This window comes from Arthrobacter sp. zg.Y820, from assembly GCF_030125555.1.
Classification (GTDB): domain Bacteria; phylum Actinomycetota; class Actinomycetes; order Actinomycetales; family Micrococcaceae; genus Arthrobacter_B.
On the sequence record NZ_JASKLX010000012.1, the window covers coordinates 168,422 to 187,013 of the forward strand.

At 66.4% G+C, this 18,592-nt stretch carries 18 protein-coding genes; 14 read left to right on the forward strand and 4 right to left on the reverse strand.

The window, feature by feature from the left end:
• Positions 1-3: 3 nt before the first annotated feature.
• Positions 4-381 carry a hypothetical protein gene (locus tag QNN99_RS14560; RefSeq protein ID WP_229967344.1) on the reverse strand — a complete coding sequence of 126 codons (378 nt, stop codon included), beginning with the start codon at positions 379-381 and terminating at the stop codon, positions 4-6.
• Positions 382-544: 163 nt separating this feature from the next.
• On the opposite strand from QNN99_RS14560, the gene QNN99_RS14565 reads away from it, so the two are divergent.
• The gene (locus QNN99_RS14565; RefSeq protein ID WP_229967345.1) at positions 545-862 is read left to right on the forward strand and encodes a DUF6457 domain-containing protein; all 318 of its coding nucleotides are present in this window, start codon (positions 545-547) and stop codon (positions 860-862) included.
• Positions 863-910: 48 nt separating this feature from the next.
• Here QNN99_RS14565 and QNN99_RS14570 read toward each other — a convergent pair whose 3' ends face one another.
• Entirely contained in the window at positions 911-3,253 is a 2,343-nt protein-coding gene (locus QNN99_RS14570; RefSeq protein ID WP_229967347.1) for an FdhF/YdeP family oxidoreductase, read from the reverse strand.
• Positions 3,254-3,620: 367 nt separating this feature from the next.
• On the opposite strand from QNN99_RS14570, the gene QNN99_RS14575 reads away from it, so the two are divergent.
• From QNN99_RS14575 to QNN99_RS14595, 5 genes are all read left to right on the forward strand, one after another.
• A complete protein-coding gene (locus tag QNN99_RS14575; protein ID WP_229967570.1) occupies positions 3,621-3,956 on the forward strand; it encodes a hypothetical protein in 336 nt (111 codons plus the stop codon).
• A gap of 84 nt (positions 3,957-4,040) precedes the next feature.
• On the forward strand, positions 4,041-4,346 hold the full coding sequence (locus tag QNN99_RS14580; RefSeq protein ID WP_229967349.1) for a pore-forming ESAT-6 family protein: 306 nt from the start codon (positions 4,041-4,043) through the stop codon (positions 4,344-4,346).
• Between the two features lie 176 nt (positions 4,347-4,522).
• The gene (locus QNN99_RS14585; RefSeq protein ID WP_229967351.1) at positions 4,523-5,407 is read left to right on the forward strand and encodes a hypothetical protein; all 885 of its coding nucleotides are present in this window, start codon (positions 4,523-4,525) and stop codon (positions 5,405-5,407) included.
• Between the two features lie 246 nt (positions 5,408-5,653).
• Positions 5,654-7,816 (forward strand): NAD-dependent DNA ligase LigA, encoded by a 2,163-nt coding sequence (gene ligA / locus QNN99_RS14590; protein WP_442860537.1) that lies wholly within the window; start codon positions 5,654-5,656, stop codon positions 7,814-7,816.
• Positions 7,813-8,622, forward strand: a complete 810-nt coding sequence (locus tag QNN99_RS14595; RefSeq protein ID WP_229967353.1) for an inositol monophosphatase family protein — start codon at positions 7,813-7,815, stop codon at positions 8,620-8,622. The genes ligA and QNN99_RS14595 overlap by 4 nt, the downstream gene beginning before the upstream one ends.
• Positions 8,623-8,656: 34 nt before the next feature.
• Here the strand turns inward: QNN99_RS14595 and QNN99_RS14600 are convergent, their stop codons facing one another.
• Positions 8,657-9,418, reverse strand: coding sequence for a class I SAM-dependent methyltransferase (locus QNN99_RS14600; RefSeq protein ID WP_229967355.1), 762 nt, complete (start codon positions 9,416-9,418; stop codon positions 8,657-8,659).
• Positions 9,419-9,617: 199 nt separating this feature from the next.
• On the opposite strand from QNN99_RS14600, the gene QNN99_RS14605 reads away from it, so the two are divergent.
• Together QNN99_RS14605 and QNN99_RS14610 are read left to right on the forward strand one after the other, a co-directional pair.
• Entirely contained in the window at positions 9,618-10,064 is a 447-nt protein-coding gene (locus QNN99_RS14605; protein ID WP_229967357.1) for a TraR/DksA family transcriptional regulator, read from the forward strand.
• Positions 10,065-10,224: 160 nt separating this feature from the next.
• Positions 10,225-10,719 (forward strand): GNAT family N-acetyltransferase, encoded by a 495-nt coding sequence (locus QNN99_RS14610; RefSeq protein ID WP_229967359.1) that lies wholly within the window; start codon positions 10,225-10,227, stop codon positions 10,717-10,719.
• On the opposite strand, the gene QNN99_RS14615 is transcribed toward QNN99_RS14610, so the two are convergent.
• Positions 10,716-11,342 carry a chloramphenicol phosphotransferase CPT family protein gene (locus QNN99_RS14615; RefSeq protein WP_229967361.1) on the reverse strand — a complete coding sequence of 209 codons (627 nt, stop codon included), beginning with the start codon at positions 11,340-11,342 and terminating at the stop codon, positions 10,716-10,718. The genes QNN99_RS14610 and QNN99_RS14615 overlap by 4 nt on opposite strands.
• A 591-nt stretch (positions 11,343-11,933) precedes the next feature.
• Between QNN99_RS14615 and gatC the strand changes: the two genes are divergently transcribed.
• From gatC to QNN99_RS14645, 6 genes are all read left to right on the forward strand, one after another.
• A complete protein-coding gene (gene gatC, locus QNN99_RS14620) occupies positions 11,934-12,230 on the forward strand; it encodes an Asp-tRNA(Asn)/Glu-tRNA(Gln) amidotransferase subunit GatC (protein ID WP_152221910.1) in 297 nt (98 codons plus the stop codon).
• 8 nt (positions 12,231-12,238) lie between these two features.
• The gene (gene gatA, locus QNN99_RS14625) at positions 12,239-13,741 is read left to right on the forward strand and encodes an Asp-tRNA(Asn)/Glu-tRNA(Gln) amidotransferase subunit GatA (RefSeq protein WP_229967373.1); all 1,503 of its coding nucleotides are present in this window, start codon (positions 12,239-12,241) and stop codon (positions 13,739-13,741) included.
• Entirely contained in the window at positions 13,741-15,258 is a 1,518-nt protein-coding gene (gatB, locus tag QNN99_RS14630) for an Asp-tRNA(Asn)/Glu-tRNA(Gln) amidotransferase subunit GatB (protein ID WP_229967375.1), read from the forward strand. The genes gatA and gatB overlap by 1 nt, the downstream gene beginning before the upstream one ends.
• Before the next feature lie 132 nt (positions 15,259-15,390).
• Positions 15,391-16,293, forward strand: coding sequence for an aminoglycoside phosphotransferase family protein (locus QNN99_RS14635; protein ID WP_229967377.1), 903 nt, complete (start codon positions 15,391-15,393; stop codon positions 16,291-16,293).
• Positions 16,294-16,324: 31 nt separating this feature from the next.
• Positions 16,325-17,470 carry an NAD(P)/FAD-dependent oxidoreductase gene (locus tag QNN99_RS14640; RefSeq protein ID WP_229967379.1) on the forward strand — a complete coding sequence of 382 codons (1,146 nt, stop codon included), beginning with the start codon at positions 16,325-16,327 and terminating at the stop codon, positions 17,468-17,470.
• A 252-nt stretch (positions 17,471-17,722) separates the two neighbouring features.
• Complete coding sequence (locus QNN99_RS14645) at positions 17,723-18,466, forward strand: hypothetical protein (RefSeq protein WP_229967380.1); 744 nt, start codon at positions 17,723-17,725, stop codon at positions 18,464-18,466.
• Positions 18,467-18,592: the final 126 nt, after the last annotated feature.

Below are 18,592 nucleotides of genomic sequence, written 5' to 3' on the forward strand. Positions count from 1 at the left end.
GGCTCAGGCACCTGTCCCGTAGTGGGGCGTACTGCTCCCGGCCCCGGACGCATCAGGCCAGCGCGCATCGGGCCCGGGCCAGGAGCCCTGCTGTCTGTCCGCCGGAAGGATCTGCCGTAACTGACCGGTCTGTTGTTCCTGCTTGGCGCGGTTCTCCGCCAGCAGGTTGGTGACGAAGGAGTAGCCCACGCAGACGGCGGCAATCACGGCGGCGGCGGCAACGCTGAGGATGAACCACCGCAGGCTGTCCAGCCAGCGGCGCTCGTTGGGATTGTCTCCGAAGAGCAGCGCCGTGAGCAGCCGGTGCCGGCGCACGGTGACGGACTCGATGAGTTGATTGTCGTAGTCGCTGGCCATTGAGGTCCCCTCGCCCTTGGACACGTTGCGTACATCCTTGCACCGCGGGCATCGTCCGGCAGCGGGTATTTCCGGTCTGGGGATAACTTCGCCAATCCATGTGCCGCGGCGAGCGGAGGCGGGGCGTTGTGCAAAACAGCGGCCGGTGCTAATCCTTGATGCACCAGTCCGCACCGAAGGAGATGCCATGAGTTCCAACCCTGACGCCGAAGAGCGCACTCTGAGCGATTGGAGCCGCCGCCTGACCCAGGCGCTGCAGATCCTCGACTTGGAAGTGGACCACAAGATGCTGGTGGAACTGGCGGAGCAGTCCTCCAAGACGGTGGGACCCAACGCCGGTCTGATCAGCACGTTTGTGGTGGGGTACGCGGCGGGACTGTCCAAGACGAGCGGGCGGAAAGAGGCGGAGGAGGCGGTCCGCGGTGCTGCGGACACGGCTTTTCGGGTTGCCGCCACCGGCCTGGACGGTCCGGACACGCCGGGCTGGAAGGATTCAGGCCAGTAGGGGAAGCCGGACTGCCGGGGCTCGGGAAGCCCCGGCAGTCCCGCAGGGTTAGGCGCGGGTGCGCGACTTGAAGTCCTCGGCCTGGTCCTGGGCCGGGGCGCTGTTGGGTTCCACCCGCACCAGTACCGTTTTGGACACCGGGGTGTTGCTGCCCTCTGCGGTGTGGTCCATCGGCACCAGGACGTTGGCCTCGGGATAGTACGCGGCAACACAGCCCCGCGGCGTTGGATAGGAGACCACGCGGAACTTCCGCAGGATCCGCTCCGCGTTGTCGTGGTGCACGCCGTGAATGTCCACGTACTGGCCGTCCTTGAGGCCCAGTTCCGTGATGTCTTCAGCGTTCATGAACAGCACGTGCCGGCCGCCGCGGATGCCCCGATAGCGGTCGTTGTGCCCGTAAATAGTGGTGTTCCACTGGTCGTGGGAGCGCAGCGACTGCAGGATCAGGGTGCCCTCGGGGCGCTCCACGGCCTCCAGATCGTTGACCGTGAGGATCGCTTTGCCGGTCGGCGTGCGGAAGGTGCGCGAGTCCCGGGGGCCGTTGGGCAGCACAAAGCCGCCGTCCTGCCGGATCCGCTCGTTGTAGTTGTCGCACCCCTCGACGACGCGGCCGATGTGGTCGCGGATGAGGTCGTAGTTTTTCTCGTATTCCGCCCAATCGGCATCGATTTTGTTCCCGACGATGAGTGCGCCGAGCCGCGAGACAATGGCCGGCTCGGAGAGCAGGTTCTCGCCCACCGGCTCCAGATTTCCGCGCGAGGGATGAACCACGCAGACCGTGTCCTCGACCGAGACAAACTGCGGTCCGCTCTCCTGGACGTCGATCTCCGTGCGGCCCTTGGTGGGCAGGATCAGCGCCTCCTGCCCGGTGATGAGATGGGAGCGGTTGAGCTTGATCGAAATCTGTACCGTCATCTCGGTCTTCTGCATCGCCGCCTCGGCGAACTGGGTGTCGGAGATCGCCGAGATGAGGTTTCCGCCGAGTGCCACGAAGACCTTGATGCGCCCGTCCTGCATGCCGTAGAAGGTTTCGACGGCGTCGGTGCCGTGATCGCGGGGCGGATCGAAACTGAATTCCTTGCCGAGGGCATCGAGGAAGGCCGGGGGCATTTGTTCCCAGATGCCCATGGTCCGGTCGCCCTGGACGTTGCTGTGCCCGCGGATGGGCGCCGCGCCGGCACCCGGCTTGCCGATGTTTCCGCGCAGCAGCAGCAGGTTGATCATTTCCTTGATCGTGGGAACTGCCTTCTTCTGCTGGGTGATGCCCATGGCCCAGCAGATGATGACCTTGTCGGCCTGCAGGTACCGGTCGGCGAGCTCGTTGATTTCCTCAATGGGCAGGCCGGTGGCCTCCACCACCGTCTGGTCATCGAGGTGGACCAGGTGCTCTCTGAGGTCGTCCAGGCCCTCGCAGTGCTTCTCCAAGAAGTCATGGTCCAGGACGGTGCCGGGGTTCCGGTCCTCGGCCTCCAGGACGCGCTTGGAAATGGCCTGCAGCAGGGCCATGTCGCCCCCGAGGCGGATCTGCAGGAACTGGTCGGCGAGCTCGGTTCCCTTGCCGGCGACGCCGCGGACCTTTTGCGGGTTTTTATACCGCCGCATGCCGGCTTCGGGGAGCGGATTGACGGCGACGATGCTGCCGCCGTTGCGCTTGCAGCCCTCAAGGGCGGTCAGCATCCGTGGATGGTTTGTCCCCGGGTTCTGGCCCATCAGGATGATGAGGTCCGCTTTGCCGAAGTCGTCATAGGTGACTGTGGCCTTCCCAATGCCGATGGTCTGGCCCATGGCCCAGCCCGAGGACTCATGGCACATGTTGGAGCAGTCCGGCAGGTTGTTGGTGCCGAAGCCGCGCACCATGAGCTGGTAGAGGAAGGCAGCCTCGTTGGAGGTGCGGCCGCTGGTGTAGAACGCGGCCTCATGCGGAGAGTCCAGGCTGTTGAGCTTGTCCGCGACGATGCGGAAGGCCTCGTCCCAGCTGACCGGATGGTAGTGGTCTGCTCCGGCCGGTTTGTAGACCGGTTCGGTCAGTCGGCCCTGCATGCCCAGCCAGTATTCGGTGCGGTCGCGAAGTTCGCTGACACTGTGCTCGGCCCAGAACTCCGAGGAGATGACCACGGGCGCGGCCTCCCAGGTGACCGCCTTGACGCCTTCTTCGCAGTACTCGAATTTGCTGCGGTGGTTCGGATCCGGCCAGGCGCAGCTGGGACAGTCAAAGCCGTCCTTCTGGTTCATCTTAAAGGTGGCTTCCAGCGTCCGTTTGACGCCCATGTGCTGAATCGCCGGCTTCAGGGAGTTGTAGACGCCGGGCAAACCCGCAGCCCACTCCTTGGGCGGCTTGACCTCTATGTCCTTTTCATCCACGTTTTCAACGCGGGGTTCCTTCCGTACCACTGCGCACTTCCCTTCGCTCCGCCGTCGGCCGCCCGGGCGCCCGGAGCGTCCCGGACCGGCTGCCACACCCGTAGGAACAGGCCTAGCAGGTGACGCACCTCATAGCAAGGTTCACGCCGCGCGCCGTGAAAGGCGCTGCCGGTCCGGCAGGCCGGCACCGGCCGGCCCTCCTCCGGGCCCGTCCGGACGGGGCCGCACTGCAGTTATCCACAAGTGTCGTGCCCCGCATGGCGTTTCCCGGACCGGCCGCGTTGGATGGGGCCATCGGCAGCCGGGCGGGCCTCCGCAGGGAGCCCCGCAGGGAAGCACCCTACGGCGCCGAAGACCAAGCCGGACGAGGGCGCGCACGCGCTGAAGGTGGGCAGTGATGAAATTTGATATGGGTTCACAGACGCTGGGAACGCTGACGCAGCAAACGGGGTCCTCCAATCAGGACCTGGGCCAGTTGGTGCGTGCACTGGTGGAAGCCGTGGCTCCGCTCGAGGGCAAGTTCAACGGTTCCGGCCGGGTGAAGTTCGACGAGTTCAAGGCCCGCACCGACGAGGTGGCCAATGAACTGAACGGATCCCTGGCGGCCATCCTGATGGGACAGGCCGAAATGGACCGCTCCTTCCACATGGGTGACCAGGAAAGTGCCGACAATGCCCAGCAGCAGCAGGGAGCCGCAAGTTTTGATGCTGCCCGCTTCGGTTCCTCGCGCTGATCGTCGCCGGATTCCCTGCATTTCTTCCGCTTTTTGTTGCTCTCCGTTACTTCTGATTTCTGACCAACTTTGAAAGGTTCAACCATGTCCCAGGACCGTTTGAGCTACGACACCGACATTTCTTCAGCAGTGCAGGGCGATATCCAGTCCATTGTGGGTCGTCTTGAGTCGCTGATCGGCGAGCGGGAAAAGTCGGTGAATGCCGCCATGTCCGATTTTCAGGCCGACGGGGTGTCGGAGGATTACCAGGCCGTGGAAAACCGCTTCCGCAACGCCGCCAATGAGACCCGGAACATCATCGCGCTGGTGAAGCAAACCTTGAACCTGAACGACCAGACGGCGTCCAGCGCCGGCGCCCGGGCCAGGGGCGCGGTGCAGAACATCGGCTGACTCCGGAGACGCCGAGTTGGCGAGTCACCGGGAGCACTGTTTCCCAGCCCTCTGAAAGGGGGACCAGGGAGTCTGGACTAGTCTCGACATATTCAGGGACAACAGTTTCCCGGTGGATTGCGCAAAGAAGATGTCTCGCCGCGGGACTTTGTATTCGCGGCGTTGGGAGGGCGAGCATGACAGTTTTACAAAAGGCGTTGAGTCCCGAGCAGGTCAAGCTGCTTGTGGAGGGCAATCGGGACACTGTTTCCGGGTTCGCTGTGAAGGAAGCGGACGCCCGTGCGGCACTCACGCCTGCGGACCTCTTTGCCGTCCACGGTTTGGGGTTTCCGGGATCGCCATGGGACCCGGCGGCGGAAACCGTGCACCTCCTGCGCTTTAAGGCACCGCTGTCGATCTACATCCACGATGCCATGGCACCCGAGTTCGTGGACCGTCCGCCGTTCACCGGGACGGGCTTCGCGCACTGGTCCAAAGGACTGGTTCCGCTCTATTTCTTGGATGAGTGCGCCCTTACTCCGCGTGCCGAGGTGTGGCGGGTCAAGGCTGGGGCTCCGAAGGAATGCGTGGCGGTGTATTGGGGGGTGGCCGACGGCTGGATGGTCGTGACGGACGATCCGGCCGGCCCGGGGCAGCCCGGCCGGCATATCCCCTCCCACCTTCTGGGCTGGAACGCAGTGTGGCGGGGACAGCGGTTCCGCGCCGACCTTGAGGAAGACAACGCGGTGCTGGCCGCCCCGACCCAGCCCCCGGCCGAGTTCGGCTCGTTCCGACAGTCGCCCAAGGGCTGCTGGAGCTCAACGGTTCCGTTTGCCGAAGTGGAGGACTTCTTCGAACTCCTGGCCACCTGCACCTGGCGCGGTGAACCGTTCCGAATTACCGACGTTGCCCAGGGGCAGGACGGACGAATGGTCCGACTGTTTTACACCGGGCACAATGCCGACCGGGCCGAAGCGCTGGGGCTGTACAAGGGAGATGCCGGGGTGTATTGGACGGTGGTTCCGGAGGAGGAGGTTACGGATCACCAGATGATCGAGAACCGTGTGCCGAGCAGGGTCTAGCCGGTTCGCGGCGTATTCCTGGACGAATCCGCCAGCCTGAGGGCAATGCCGATTAGCCGCTGGCGGGGCGTGAGCGAAGGGTGTGCGCCGCGCGCCAGGACGGCTGACGCGGTGCCGGCGCGGAGCCCGACGGCAGCAGCTCAGCCCTCCGGCTCCCGCAGAAGATACGAATGGGGCAAGATTGGTTAGGTGAGCACAGCCAAGACATCCCCGGAACTATCGGACACTGAAGCCGCCGTCGAGTCACTGAGCACGGAGACCCCGCCGAGCGGGGACCTGCGCGAGGAATACCAGAGCATTGCGGACCAGGTCAGGAAGTACCGCTTCGCGTACTACAACGACGACGCCCCGCTGGTGTCCGATGCGGAGTTCGACGAGCTGTACCGAAGGCTCGAAGAGCTGGAAGCGCTGCATCCGGAACTGGTCACCAACGACTCGCCCACCCAGGAAGTCGGCGGCGAGGTGTCCGCCGCGTTCGCACCGGTGGAGCACCTGCAGCGCATGTACAGCCTGGAGGACGTGTTCTCCCTCGATGAGCTGGACGCCTGGGTCCGCAAGGCCGAGGCATCAGTGGCCAACATCGCCCCGGGCGAGAAAATCAAATGGCTGACCGAGCTGAAGATCGACGGCCTGGCCGTCAACCTGCTCTACCGCAACGGTGAGCTGGTCCGGGCGGCCACCCGCGGTGACGGCACCACCGGCGAGGACATCACGCACAACGTGCTGACCATCAAGTCCATCCCGCAGGTCCTGAAGGGCGAGAACCTGCCCGCGGAGATGGAAATCCGCGGTGAGGTGTTCATTCCGTCCAAGGAATTCGCGCACCTGAACGAGACCATGGTGGAGGCCGGCAAAGCGCCGTTCGCGAATCCCCGAAATGCCGCCGCCGGATCGCTGCGGCAGAAGGACCCCGAGGTCACCGCCCGGCGCCCGCTGAGCATGTACGTGCACGGGATCGGCCTGCGGGAGGGGCTGAGCGCCGCCAGCCAGTCCGAGACCTACGAGCTGCTCAAGCAGTGGGGCCTGCCGACGTCGCCCTATTACAAGGTCCTGGACAGCTACGAGGAGGTCCTGGAGTTCATCGCCGTCAACGGCGAACACCGCCACGACCTCTCGCACGAGATCGACGGCATTGTGGTCAAGGTGGACGACTTCGCGCTGCAGCGCGCCCTCGGCCACACCTCGCGCGTGCCGCGCTGGTCCGTGGCGTACAAGTATCCGCCGGAGGAAGTGAACACGAAACTGCTGGACATCCGCGTAAACGTGGGCCGCACCGGCCGGGTCACCCCGTACGGCATGATGACGCCGGTGCTGGTCTCCGGATCCACCGTGGAAATGGCCACCCTGCACAACCAGGACGTGGTCAAGGCCAAGGGCGTGAAGATCGGCGACACGGTGGTGCTGCGCAAGGCCGGTGACGTGATTCCGGAAATCGTGGGCCCCGTCGTCGCACTCCGGGACGGCAGCGAACGCGACTTCGTGATGCCCACCCACTGCCCGTCCTGCGGCACCGAGCTGAAGCCGGCCAAGGAGGGCGACGTCGACATCCGCTGCCCCAACGCCAAGTCCTGCCCCTCGCAGCTGCGCGAACGCGTGTTCCACCTGGCCGGACGGGGCGCCTTCGACATCGAGGCGCTCGGCTGGGAGGCGGCGATTGCGCTGACGCAGCCCACCGAACCCGAAGTGCCGCCGCTGACCAGCGAGGCCGGGCTGTTCGACCTGACCGTCCAAGACCTCGCCGAGGTCCGGATCGAACGGCCCAAGCGCGTCAAGGGCGTGGTGGACGGCACCGAACTCGTGCCGTACTTCTACTCCAAGGGCACCGCCAAGAAGCCCTCCGAACCCACAGCCACCACGCGCAAGCTCTTCACCGAACTGGAAAAAGCCAAGTCCCAGCCGCTCTGGCGGGTGCTCGTGGCGCTGTCCATCCGGCACGTGGGCCCGACCGCGGCCCGCGCGCTCGCCACCGCCTTCGGCTCCATGGACGCCATCCGTGCCGCCACAGAGGAGCAGATGGCGCACGTCGACGGCGTCGGCCCCACCATCGCCGCGGCCCTGACCGAATGGTTCGCCGAGGACTGGCACCGCGAAATCGTGGACCGCTGGGCCGCTGCCGGGGTCCGGATGGCAGACGAACGCGACGAGTCAGTGCCGCGCACCCTCGAAGGCATGACCATCGTGGTGACCGGCACGCTGCCGAACTTCAGCCGCGACGAGGCCAAGGAAGCCATCATCACCCGCGGAGGCAAGGCCTCGGGCTCGGTCTCGAAGAAAACTGATTACCTGGTGGCGGGGGAGAACGCCGGCACCAAGCTGGACAAGGCGGAATCCCTCGGCGTGCCGGTGCTGGACGAAGACGGCTTCCGTGCCCTGCTGGCGGGCCGGACGCTCGAGGAGGACACGGCATGACACCGCTTCCGGACCCCGCCGCGATACCCGTCGGTGATCCGCTGGAACTGCTCGACGTCGCCCGTGAGGCTGCCGCTGCCGGGGCCGCGGTGCTGGCGCGGCGCAGCTTCGAGGGGCTCAACGCAGTGAACAAGAGCGCCGCCGGCGACTGGGTGACCGCATTCGACACCGCGGCGGAGCAGGCCGTCCGGGAAGTCCTCAGCCGCCGCCGGCCGCAGGACACCGTCACGGGCGAGGAACTCGAGGACACCGTTCCGGTCCACGCGTCCGGCATCCGCTGGTCCATCGATCCGCTCGACGGGACCACCAACTTCATCCGCAACATCGTCTACTACGCCACCTCAGTGGCGGCCGTGAACGACGACGGCGTCTGGCTGGCCGGCGTCGTGCATGCTCCGGCGCTGGTGCGGGTGTACTCGGCTGCCCGCGGGCACGGCGCCTGGCTGGCCGAGCACGGCAATGTCCGCCGGCTCACCGGCCCGGACCCGGAACGGGTCGGCAAGCTGCTGGGCACCGGCTTTTCCTACGATGCCGGGGTCCGCGCGGAGCAGTACGCCGCACTGCCGGAGCTGGCCGCGGGATATGCGGACGTCCGCCGGCTGGGTTCCGCCGCTTTGGACCTGTGCATGGTGGCCGACGGGACGCTGGACGGCTATTCCGAGCGCGGACTGAACGAATACGACTATGCCGCCGGTGCGCTGATCGCCGAGGAAGCGGGGGTTCCGGTGCTCCGGCCCGGAAAGCCCGGCAGCGACGCCGAACGGCTTGCCGCCGTAACGGCGGCCGGGGCTGCCCTCACCGCCTGACGCCGGACACCGGCAGCCCGGCGGTGTTGGCGCCTCAGCCGGCTGCCGGTGTCCGGGCGGCCACGATGATTTCGCGGCTGGTTTCCGGAGCCAGCGGTCCGCCGTGCCAGTCGCCGAACCAGTCCACCTCGGCGAACCCGGCGTCGTTCAGCAGCCGCTCCAGCACGTCAGCCCGGGTGAACTTCAGGGTGCTGCTGCTGGCAAACGTCGCGCCGTCGGCCAGGAAAACGGTGCGGTCCTCGAAGGTGACCAGGACGCCGCCGGGCTGTTCCTTCACAGCAAGCAGCCTCCACGTCACTTCGAGGGGCCCGGCCGAGGACTCCTGCACTGCCGGAACGTCGCCGGAGCTGTCCCATTCCAGCCACGCCTTGGCCGCAGGGTTGCGGGTCTCGAAATAGAAGGTGCCGCCGGGCGCGAGCCGGGAACGGACAGCCTTGAGGGTCTCGAGGATTTCCGATTCCGTGAGCAGGCACTGGAACGCGTGGCCGGTCATGACCGCGGCATCAAACGGGCCCACCGGAAGGTCGACGGCGGTCCCGTCCAGCCACGTCACCAGCTCGGCGCCGTCGCGCGTGCGTGCCACCGCCAGCATTCCCTCCGCCGGGTCCACGCCGGTGACCGCATGGCCGGCCTGCGCCAGCCGCACCGCGAAGCTGCCGGTGCCGCAGCCGACGTCGGCCACCCGCAGCGGCGCGTCGCCAAGCTGGCCGGCATAAAAGTCCGTGTCCCAGGAACCGGCGTTGTCCTCGTCGTACAGCGCGACCAGGCGCGGCTCGTTGTAACCTGCATCGACCATTCGTGTCCCCCTGAGCGGCCGGCGAATTAACTTGAGACGGCCTTGTCCTTGTTTCCGCCAATGCTAGCCCGGCCGGCAATTCCGGGCGTGCCGGCCGGCGATTAAGCCCTGAGTAAAGCGGGCTTCCGGCGCCGGGTGTTTGAGCAGGTGGGAGCGGATAATTTGGAGAACGTGCCCCTCATGGACCGGAGGAACCACCATGACCCGCAAAGTAACCGCCGCTCCCCGGAAGCCCTCGGCTGCCGCCGATACGCGCACCCCGGCCCCTCAGCACGCAACCCCGGCCGACCTGGACACCGCGCACTTCGCCCAACTGCTGGATGAACGCATGGCAGAGGCCCGGGAAAAGATCGACGCCGTGCTGGCGGACATCCGCGAAGTAACCCTCGCGGCCAAGGACACCCCCGCCGACGACGAACACGACCCGGAGGGGTCCACCGTCTCGGTCGAGCGGAACAACGAAATGGCGCTGCTGGCCGCTGCCGAGGCCTCACTGATCGAGCTGCTGGACGCACGGGTCCGCCTGGACAAGGGCACCTACGGGGTGTGCGAAAACTGCGGCAATCCGATCCCGGCGGAGCGGCTGGACATCCGGCCCGAAGCCCGGTTCTGCGTCTCCTGCGCCGCCGCTGCCCGACGGCGGTAGCCCGGCGCCGTGAGCCCGACGGCGGATTGCCACGCGAGCCGTGCCCGGATGCCCCCGATGGGCTCTGCCGTGCCCGGGGTCACCACCGGCGGCCGGCGGCAATTCGCCGCGATAGAATCTACGTTGGAAATCAAGACCCACGTAAGGATTCGTAACACGCATGAGCATCACCGTTCGGCAGGCCACCGAGGCAGACTTTGACGACATCCGCCGGATCACCCGTGATGCGTACCTAAACGCCGGTTTCATTGACGCCGACAATCCCTACGTCAAGGAACTCGAGAACGTTGAGGACCGGGCCAAGAACGCCGTGGTCTGGGTTGCCGAGCTGGACGGAAAGGTTGCTGCCTCCACGGCCATCACCTTCGCCGGCCAGCCGTACACCGACATTGCGATCGAGGGCGAGCTGGAGTTCCGCATGCTCGCCGTGGACCCCCAGCTGCAGCGCGGCGGCGTCGGCCGGGCACTGGTTGCCGCCGTCGTCGACTATGCCCGCAGCCTCGACGGAATCCGCGCCGTCACCCTCACCAGCATGACGCCGATGACCAATGCCCATGCCCTCTACGAATCCATGGGCTTCAAGCGCGTGCCCGAGCGTGACTGGTACGTGCCGAACGAGGACATCATCCTTTGGGTCTTCTCCCTGGAGCTCTAACCCAGCTTTCTGCCTGATCCGGGGGCCCTTCGGCCGTGCACAGGTGTGCGGTCGAAGGGCCCTGTTTTGTCGTTGGGGAGCTGGAGCCAGCGCTCAATGTCGTGTGCGCATTCTTCGGTCGAACGCTTCGTGGTGTTGACCTCGAAGTCGTAGGTCACTCCGCGGTGCACGCCCCGGGCTTGCTGTCGCGCCATTCCTTCCACGCGGTCAGCCCGCTGTGCTTCGCGGGATGCAGCCACATCAGGGTCGCAGCGCACGCCCACCCACGCCATGTTCACGTCGCTGAACGCTGACCGTAAACGCTCCTGGCCGGAACCACCGGAGAGAAGAACCTCATCCAGAATCAGGTGCGCCCCGGCCCCGGCCATGCTGCCTAACCCGGTGTACCAACTGCGCTCAAGGGCCCGGTGCTCAGTGCTAAAGGTGATGGTGCCGTCCTGCTCGTAAGTGATTCCCGCCCGCGGGCTGCGGCCCCGATCGGGAAGTGCGTCGAGGAACGTGTCCACGCCGAAGGTCAACCAGATGCCGGGGAGCAGTTCCTGGAGAGCTCGAGTGATTGAGGACTTCCCGGAGCTCGAGCCCCCGTTCAACACGATCACCTGGGGATTTCGGTCCGAAGCCATTCCGCGAGCGTAACCAAGAATCCGGGAAGCGACCATCTTCCTCAGCCGGTCCCTGACGGGAGGTTTGGCGGACTCATCGGCTTCGTCGTGCATCTCGGCTGTCGGTTGCGGCCGGCCGGGAGGGGTGCCGGCGGCCTGTGCGGCATCCTTCGTGCAGATCAGGTCCTCACAACAACGGAAACGGCTCTTTAGCGTGCGTGATCTGCACGAGAGATTCGGCCGGTCGATCCAGTGTGCAGATATGGCGGCTTCAGGCGACGCCCGCGCCCTCCAGAGTGCAGCTATGGTGGCTTTCGCTCGCTGTATCCCGCCGGAGCTGCGCTCTCGAGGGGCTGAGACCAGGTTAATCCGCCAGATCTGCACGCTCGGTGCAGCTAAACCACCGCGGCTTGCACGCCGGCGCATCTGAACCACCCCGGCACGCCACCCCACCCACCAGCACCGGCACGCCGCCCCAACGCGCCGGCCCCCACGCACCCGCAACCACCCACGGCAGCGTTTCACCCCGGGCGAGACACGGAATACCGCACCAGCAAACGCCGTAGACTGGAACGGATACCTATTTATCCGTAAAAGACGCATGGGAGACTCATGTCTGAGATCAATCGTGAGGCTGTGGCGCATCTGGCGCATCTGGCCCACATTGAGATGACCGAGGACGAACTGGCCAAAATGGCCGGCGAACTGGATGTCATTGTTGATTCGATCAAATCCGTAAGCGAAGTTGCCGGTGAGGACATCCCGGCCACCTCCCACCCGATCCCGCTGACCAACGTGTTCCGCGAAGACGTTGTGGGGCAGACGCTGACCAATGAAGAAGCGCTTTCCGGTGCACCCGATAACGCCGCCGGCCGCTTCAAGGTCCCTGCCATCCTGGATGAGGAGTAAAGACTTCCATGAATGAACTGATTACTTCGAGCGCTGCCGTCCTGGCAGACAAGCTCGCGTCCGGCGAGGTATCCGCCGTAGAAGTCACGCAGGCCCACCTGGACCGGATCTCCGAGGTCGACGGCGCCGTCAACGCCTTCCTCCACGTGAACACCGACGAGGCCCTGCAGGTCGCGGCCGACGTCGACAAGGCCCGCGCCGCCGGCGAAACCCTGCACACCCTCGCCGGCGTGCCGATCGCCATCAAGGACCTCATCGTCACGAAGGGCCAGCCCACCACGGCCGGCTCCAAGATGCTTGAGGGCTGGATGAGCCCGTACGACGCGACGGTGATCTCCAAGATCCGCGCCGCGCGCATGCCGATGCTCGGCAAGACCAACCTGGACGAATTCGCCATGGGTTCCTCGACCGAGCACTCGGCATTCGGACCCACCCGCAATCCGTGGGACCTGGACCGGATTCCCGGCGGCTCCGGCGGCGGTTCGGCTGCTGCCGTGGCTGCCTTCGAAGCTCCGCTGGCCCTGGGCACCGACACCGGCGGTTCCATCCGCCAGCCCGCGGCCGTTACCGGTTCGGTTGGCGTGAAGCCCACCTACGGCGGCGTTTCCCGCTACGGAGCCATTGCCATGGCCTCCTCGCTGGACCAGATCGGCCCGGTCTCCCGGACCGTCCTGGATGCGGCACTGCTGCAGGAAGTCATCGGCGGCCACGACCCCCGCGACTCCACCTCGCTGACCGACCCCGTGGGCAACCTCGTGGAGGCCGCCCGCAACGGCAACGTGGCCGGCATGCGCATCGGCGTCATCAAGGAACTGCAGGGCGAAGGCTACGAAGCCGGCGTCCTGGCCCGCTTCAACGAGTCGCTTGAACTCCTCAAGGATGCCGGAGCGGAAATCGTTGAGGTCTCCTGCCCCAACTTCAAGTACGCCCTCGGCGCCTACTACCTGATCATGCCCTCCGAGGCTTCCTCGAACCTGGCCAAGTACGACGGCGTCCGCTACGGCCTGCGTGCCCTGCCCGCCGACGGTCCGATGACCATCGAACGCGTCATGGGCGCCACCCGCGCCGCCGGATTCGGTGAAGAGGTCAAGCGCCGCATCATCCTGGGCACCTACGCGCTGTCCGCCGGTTACTACGACGCCTACTACGGCTCGGCCCAGAAGGTGCGCACCCTGATCCAGCGCGACTTCAACGCCGCATTCGCCCAGGCGGACGTCCTGATCTCCCCGACCTCGCCCAACACGGCGTTCAAGCTCGGCGAAAAGCTCGACGATCCGCTGGCGATGTACCTGAACGACGTCGCAACCATTCCAGCCAACCTGGCCGGCGTCCCGGGCATCTCGATCCCCGGCGGCCTGGCCGATGGACTGCCCGTGGGTATCCAGTTCCTGGCTCCGGTCCGCGAAGACGCCCGGCTGTACCGCGCCGGCGCGGCCCTCGAAGGCCTGCTGGAACAGAAGTGGGGCGGCCCGCTGCTGGCCTCTGCACCCGTACTCGGAGGAGTGAAGTAATGTCTGTGCACATCCAGGACGACACCCTGTCCTTCGAAGAGGCCATGGAGAAGTACGATCCGGTGCTCGGTTTCGAGGTCCATGTGGAACTCAACACCAACACCAAGATGTTCTCCGATGCGCCCAACATCTTCGGCGACGAGCCGAACACCAACGTCACCCCGGTCTGCCTGGGCATGCCCGGCGTGCTGCCGGTGGTCAACAAGACCGCCGTGGAGTACTCGATCCTGATCGGCCTCGCGCTGAACTGCAAGATCGCGCCGTCGTGCACCTTTGCCCGGAAGCAGTACTTCTACCCGGACACGCCCAAGAACTTCCAGACCTCGCAGTACGAAGATCCCATCGCGTACGACGGCTACCTGGACATCGAACTTGAAGACGGCACCGTGTTCCGCGTCGAGATCGAACGCGCCCACATGGAAGAGGACGCCGGCAAGCTGACCCACATGGGCGGCGCCACCGGACGCATCCAGGGCGCCGACTTCTCGCTGGTGGACTACAACCGGTCCGGCGTTCCGCTGGTCGAGATTGTCACCAAGCCGATCGAGGGCGCCGGCTCCCGCGCGCCCGAGCTGGCCAAGGCCTACGTGGCCGCGGTCCGCGAGATCGTGAAGAACCTCGGAGTCTCCGACGCCAAGATGGAACGCGGCAACGTGCGCTGCGACGCCAACGTGTCCCTGCGCCCATACGGCCAGGAAAAGTTCGGCACGCGCTCGGAAACCAAGAACGTTAACTCGCTGCGCGCCGTCGAACGCGCCGTCCGCTACGAAATCCAGCGCCACGCCGCCGTGCTCGAATCCGGCAGCAAGATTGTTCAGGAAACCCGGCACTGGCACGAGGACACGCGCTCGACGACGTCGGGCCGGCCCAAGTCCGACGCCGACGACTACCGCTACTTCCCGGAGCCCGACCTCGTTCCCGTGGTCACCTCCAAGGAATGGATCGAAGAGCTGCGCTCCCGCCTGCCCGAGCCGCCGGCCGAGCGCCGCAAGCGGCTGCAGGCCGACTGGGGCTACTCGGATGCCGAGTTCCGGGACGTCGTCAACGCCGGGGTCATGGACTCCATTGAAGACACCATCGCCGCCGGCGCCTCCGCACAGGTGGCCCGCAAGTGGTGGATGGGCGAAGTCTCCCGCCGCGCCAAGGAAGCCGAGGTCGATCCGACCGAGGTTGGCGTCACGCCCGAACTGATCGTTGAACTGGACCGCCTGATCCAGGCCGGCAAGATCAACGACAAGCTGGCCCGGCAGGTCCTCGACGGCGTCCTCGCCGGCGAAGGCACTCCGGAGGAAGTCATCGAGGCGCGCGGCCTGGCCGTAGTGTCCGACGACGGCCCGCTGCTCGAAGCCATCGACGCCGCCCTGGCGGCCCAGCCCGACGTCGCGGACAAGATCCGCGGCGGCAAGGTGCAGGCTGTCGGCGCCATCGTCGGCGGCGTCATGAAGGCGACCCGCGGACAGGCCGACGCCGGCCGCGTGCGCGAGCTGATCCTCGAACGCCTCGGCGTGCAGAACTGACACCGGCCGCTGATCTGACCTAAACGAACGCCGGTCCCGGGATTCCCGGGGCCGGCGTCCGCGTTAACCCGTGCGGCAGCCGGACATCTCCGCGGGCAGACGCAGCACTCCGGCGGGCGGTAGGGTCAGGGCATGGCCAATCACCCTCCCGCAGAGATCTTCGTGGATGAGTCCCTGGTGCGCCGGCTGCTGCAGGAACAGCACCCGCACCTGGCGGACCGGCCGCTGCGGCCGGTGGCCAACGGTTGGGACAACTACATCTTCCGGCTCGGCACCGACTATGCCGTCCGGCTGCCCCGGCGTCTGTCGGCAGCGGCGCTGACCGCCAACGAACAGGTCTGGCTGCCCGCACTGACCGCGGACCTGACGGTCGCGACATCCGCTCCGCTCTACGCCGGCAGCCCCTCCGAGGCATTTCCCTGGCCGTGGAACGTCACGCGCTGGTTTCCCGGCACCGCCGTCTCGCTCCAGCCGCGGGACCGCAACGTGGCACTGGCCGCCCCGCTGGCCGGGTTCCTGAACGCCTTCCACCGGCCGGCGCCGCCGGACTTTCCGCGCAACCCGGTGCGCGGCGTTCCGCTCGCCAGCCGAAACGACGCCGTGCGGGGCCGCCTCGACAGCGGCATGGTGCCGCACGCGGCCCGGATCCGCGAGCTGTGGGAGGCCAGCCTCGAGCTTCCGGTCTGGCCCGGACCGGCGCTGTGGATTCACGGCGACCTGCACCCCGCCAACCTCGTCGGCGCGGCGGACGGCACGCTGCAGGCCGTGATCGACTTCGGAGACCTGACCGCGGGAGATCCGGCCACTGACCTCGCCGCCGCCTGGCTGGTGTTTGACCGGACCGGACGTAATGAGTTCCGGAAATCCCTGGGCACCCAGTACGACGCCGATCCGCACGTCTGGGGGAGGGCGCAGGGCTGGGCAGTCTGCATGGCCTCGAGCCTGCTGGCCAACTCCGACGACCATCCGGGCATGTACCTGCTGGGATCGGAGACCCTGATGGAAATCCTGACCGAGGGACCGGACTGGCCGTGAGGGCCCGAGGAGGCAAGTAACGGACAGTGGCATGGGGAAAGTCGACGGCAGCGAGAAAGGCGACGGCACCCGGGAAGCTGACGGCGTCGGGGAAGTCGACATCTTGGTGGTCGGCGGAGGAATCGCCGGACTGTCCCTCGGCTCGGCGCTGGCCGGCCGGACCAGCGTGCTGGTGGTGGAGGCTGAGGAAACCCTGGGCTTCCACACCTCCTCGCGCTCGGCACGGCAGCTCATTCCCAGTTACGGCCCGGCCGTGATTCAGGACCTGACGATCCGGACGCTCGCCTTGATCCGGGCGCTGGAGGTCCATCTGCCGGAACCGGTGCTCACCCCGCGCAGCTTTCTGCTGGTGGGAACCGAGGGCACCGTCCGGGACCGGGCCAGCGGCCACATGCGTCCGGTCACACCCGGCGAAGTGCAGGCCCTGGCTCCCGAGCTGAAACCCGGCGCGTTTGCCGCGGCAGGCCTGGACACCACCTCCGTTGCCTGCAACACCGATGCGCTGATGGAGTATCACCGGCAGCGGATCCTGGACCGCGGCGGACGGATCCTGACCGGCCATCCGGTCCGGAGCGCGGTGTTCGAACCCGGTGCAGACGACGCGGGCAGCTGGGTGACCACGGCCGGGCCGCTGAGCATCCGGTCCCGCGTGGTGGTGAACGCGGCCGGCGCGTGGGCCGACCGGTTGGCCTCGCTGTACGGTGTCCGGACCCGCGGGCTGCAGCCGTACCGGCGCACTGCCGCCGTCGTCGTCGTGGAAAACCCGCTGGCACCGGGCGCGCCAATGGTTGCCGACGCCGATGAGTCCTTTTATTACCGGGCGGAAGGAGAGCAGGTGCTGATCTCTCCGTCGGAGACCGTGCCGAGCGATCCGGTGGACGCCCGGCCGCGCGCGGAGGAGGTCGAGGCGCTGGTGAAACTCGTCAATTCCGTCACGACGCTGGGCATCACCGACGTGGTCCGGTCCTGGACCGGATTGCGCACCGAAGCTGCCGACGGCCTGCCGGTGGTGGGGTACGACGACGTCGTTCCCGGGTTCTTCTGGCTCGCCGGGCAGGGTGGCTACGGCTTTCAGACCTCGTCCGGAATTGCTGAACTGGCGGTTGCCCCGCTGCTGGGCGAGAGTTCGAAAACCCCGGCGGCCAAGGCCCTGGATCCAGCTCGCGCAACGCTGTGACCAAGATCTCACAACTACTGCGTAACGAATCGGTCCGAGGTGGCGCGTATGGTCTTTTTCACTGCCCCCGGTGCCTAAAGTTGAAGGACAAAGCCATGTCGGCTTCCTCTTCGTTTAGATCCGCCTTTTTGTCTTGAAAGGTCTGTCCCAGTGCCAGATATATTGCCGCCACAGCTCGTTGGCGCGCAGCAACGTCCCCTCTATGTAAAAGTACGAACAGCTATAACCGTTATTTCCTGCGTATGGCTCATATTGGCAATAACAGACTTCGGTTTCTTTTCCGGCGGGACAACTTCTCTGGCCCTGTCCCTGGTGCTTCTTTACGGGACCGGCGCTGCGCTGATTGTGGTAATTGCCGCCGTCTACCGCCTGGTGAACAAATGGGCGCTCAAGCGGACAGAAACGGCGCCGGAAGACACCGCCGCCGTGGCATTTCTCGGCACGACACGATCGGCGACCGAAGAAGTTCGGTCCGCCCTGCGCCCGCCTGCTGCCACGGGGCGGCCCCACCCGGCTCCCGTCAGTCCGCGGACGGTCCGCCCCGCCGCATCGGTGTCCGCTTCGGACACGGCCGCGACGAAACCTGCCGCTCAGAAGCAGCCGGCCAACGGGCAGAACATTGCCGCCTCGGCCAAGCCTGCGCCGAAAAAGACCGTTCCGACGAAATCCGCGTCGAACCCGGCTCAGGGGATCAGGACCCAGTCGAAAATCCCGCCGGCCAAAACGGCTCAGGCAAAAGGCCGCCCCGCCAACAACGCCGGATCGAAGTCAGCGCCGGCGGAGCGCACCGACAGCTCGGGAGACCGCGTGCCGGGCAACAAGCCGGGCAGCGCGAAGGACGGCTCCTCCGGCGCCGGCGGCCCGGCGGCCCCTGCCCAGCAAATCTGCAACACAGCCAACGGTGCGCGTCCGGCGCTGGTGCTGGCCGCCAGCACTGCCCTGCCTCAGCTGCCCCGCCAGCAGCATGTCCTGGACGGCCGGCAGCGGGCGTCCTGACCTGCGGGAAAACCGCCGGACCGGGCGTTCAGGGAGTTGCCAGCTTTCCTACAGTTCCCGCCCAGCCAGGTCCATTATTGTAGAAGTACCTCATAAGGGTGCGAGTGATGAATGGATAGAGTAGTG